At 33.3% G+C, this 2,615-nt stretch carries 3 protein-coding genes; 1 reads left to right on the top strand and 2 read right to left on the bottom strand.

Going from position 1 to position 2,615, the window contains the following annotated elements:
- Positions 1-24: 24 nt before the first annotated feature.
- On the bottom strand, positions 25-915 hold the full coding sequence (locus Q0A18_RS09615) for a mechanosensitive ion channel domain-containing protein (RefSeq protein WP_292009938.1): 891 nt from the start codon (positions 913-915) through the stop codon (positions 25-27).
- 88 nt (positions 916-1,003) lie between these two features.
- Here Q0A18_RS09615 and Q0A18_RS09620 point away from each other — a divergent pair, with 88 nt between their 5' ends.
- A complete protein-coding gene (locus Q0A18_RS09620; protein ID WP_292009939.1) occupies positions 1,004-1,639 on the top strand; it encodes a peroxiredoxin in 636 nt (211 codons plus the stop codon).
- Positions 1,640-2,004: 365 nt separating this feature from the next.
- On the opposite strand, the gene Q0A18_RS09625 is transcribed toward Q0A18_RS09620, so the two are convergent.
- Positions 2,005-2,565 (bottom strand): TlpA disulfide reductase family protein, encoded by a 561-nt coding sequence (locus tag Q0A18_RS09625; protein ID WP_292009940.1) that lies wholly within the window; start codon positions 2,563-2,565, stop codon positions 2,005-2,007.
- Positions 2,566-2,615 lie beyond the last annotated feature (50 nt).

Below are 2,615 nucleotides of genomic sequence, written 5' to 3' on the forward strand. Positions count from 1 at the left end.
ATATGCGGGTTTCTGCTTTATTATTTATTGATTAATCTTGGGATCACCATTGGAGGTTTCGGTGTTTGTAGTGATATTGATACTTGTAGGAGTTACAAGATGGATATTGGCTTTATCCAGGCTTTGTTTTATTTTTAAATAAGCTTCACTTTTTGCCTGAACAATATTGGCGCCTACCTTCATCCAGAATTTAGCCTGAACATTGAATATTCCCTGCTTAAGATCAGTAAGGATAACTTCTGCACCATCTTCTTTATCTGTAAAATCTAAATTCCGTATCGTTTCGAGTATCCCCTTTTGTGCAATATTAATATCTTCATCTGCAGGAATTTCAAAATTAAGAATAATCTTTCTTTGAGGAGAAGCTGTAATATTTGAAAACGGAGCATTGAATATTACCTGATTAGGAATGTATACTTTTTTTCCATCATCGGATATGATTTTGGTAGTTAAAAATCCTATTTCCAGTACAGTTCCAGAATTAGTGCCAATATTAACATAGTCACCCACTTTAAAAGCCTTGTCGATTCCTACCAGCATCCCGGAGAATATACTTGAAACAAGATCCTTTAAAGCAACCCCCGCGATCACCCCAGCAACTCCTAAACTTCCGATGAACTTCCATAAGAATCCGCTGAAGCCCATGATTTCCAATGCAATGAATGTAGCCATCAACATGATAATAAATCTGAAAACACCTATTAAAGTAACCAGTGAGCTTTCTTTATTGGTTTTTGGAAGAAGCTTGTGTAGGATATTTACGGCAACTTTACTTAAGTATTTACTGGTAATAAGAAAAAAGAAAAAGACTAGGATCCCAACGATGAGTTTTGGTGTTAGTTCTGCAAATTTCACATACCAATTCTCTAAAACATTATATACAACATCAATGTAGCTTAGTGTATTTTTCTCCATAAAGTAAATTATTTGTATAAATATAAAACAAAAAATTTGCCAGTTCCAAAAAGTCTACTAAATTTGTAGACTAATAAAACGAAATATTATGTCTATCAAACTAGGAGATATTGCACCCAATTTTCAGGCGGTTACATCTGCCGGAGATATAGATTTTTATAATTACTTGGGAGATTCATGGGGAATCTTGTTTTCGCATCCTGCAGATTATACACCGGTCTGCACTACGGAATTAGGAAAGACAGCAAGATTGAAATATGAATTTGATAAAAGAGCAACCAAAGTTATTGCACTCAGTGTGGATGGGGTAGAAGATCATCAGGGCTGGATAAAGGATATTAATGAAACCCAGTATACCGATGTACAGTTTCCGATTATTGCAGATAAGGACAGGAAAGTTTCTGAATTGTATGACTTTATTCATCCTAATGCTTCAGCCACGGCGACTGTGCGTTCGTTGCTTATTATTGATCCTGCTAAGAAAGTACGTTTAATTATTACCTATCCGGCTTCTACAGGAAGGAATTTTGATGAAATTTTAAGGGTTTTGGATTCTCTGCAGCTAGTAGATTCCTATAAGATTGCCACTCCTGTAAACTGGGTGAACGGAGAAGATGTAATTGTACCTCCAGCCGTTTCTACGGAAGATGCTAGGGAAATATTCCCAAAAGGAGTTACTGAAGTAAAGCCTTATCTAAGATATACGCCTCAGCCTAATATTTAAAGATATCGATTTTTTATAGTTTAGTTTTAATTACACTGTTAATGTATATAATTCATTAACAGTGTTTTATTATTTTTTTAAATATTTAAGTGTCAATATATGTGTCAATAAAATTAAAAATAGTAAAATTCAATGTTAAAAAGATAAAATAAAAAGAGTAGGCAAATAAGCTTACTCTTTTATTTAAGCTATAAATAAAAAAATATTGGACTAAATAAAAATCCAAGATCATGGAAATAATAATATAAATGTTCAAGTTATTTTTAATTATATGTTAGAAATTTGACGAACACATTAGCAATAAAAATAGAATTAATGTTAAATCCTGTAAGACAGGTTCAGGACGAGACAAATGGCACAATAGTTTATTTACTGTATTTTTTTATAATGTTAGTGAGTACAATTTCTGTAAGTTCGTGGTCTTTCAACGTCGGGTATCCTTCCCAACGGACAATACCTTCAGGGTCTAATAAGATACAATGTGGTATCCCTTGCACTTCAAGCTCATTTTGTAGCTTGCCATTTGTATCTATAGCACTGTAATAGTTAATTTGAATGTCTCTGACATTTTGAATTACAGTAGCTTCTTCGTCTGAAATCCCGATAATTGCAAGTTTATCGCCATACTTTTTATACCATTCATTCAATTCTGGGATGACCTTACGACAAGGTCCGCACCATGTAGCCCAGAAATCAATGAGCACAAATTTGCCCTTTGTGTCCGGGACAGATGATAACCACTTCTCTACCTTCAATTTTGGGGCTTTCTTGTTTAAAAATGATTTTGCCCATAATTTTTTATTATTGTTGCTTTCCTGTCCATAACAAATGGTACATAACAGACAAAGCCACATGAAGACAATAGCTTTTATTTGTTTTTTTATATTCATCAAAAGTATTACTTTAGTTATTAAGAGTTTTTTCATTGTTGTTTTTAGGTATAAAATCTACAAACTAATCGGGGACATATTGAAAC

The organism is Chryseobacterium sp. (genome assembly GCF_022712095.1).
In the GTDB taxonomy this organism is placed as follows: Bacteria; Bacteroidota; Bacteroidia; order Flavobacteriales; family Weeksellaceae; genus Chryseobacterium.

What these genes read in the sequence shown, in the direction of transcription:
- Q0A18_RS09615 (WP_292009938.1), bottom strand. Translation starts at nt 915, where the DNA reads ATGGAGAAAAATACACTAAGCTACATTGATGTTGTATATAATGTTTTA.
- Q0A18_RS09620 (WP_292009939.1), top strand. Translation starts at nt 1,004, where the DNA reads ATGTCTATCAAACTAGGAGATATTGCACCCAATTTTCAGGCGGTTACA.
- Q0A18_RS09625 (WP_292009940.1), bottom strand. Translation starts at nt 2,565, where the DNA reads ATGAAAAAACTCTTAATAACTAAAGTAATACTTTTGATGAATATAAAA.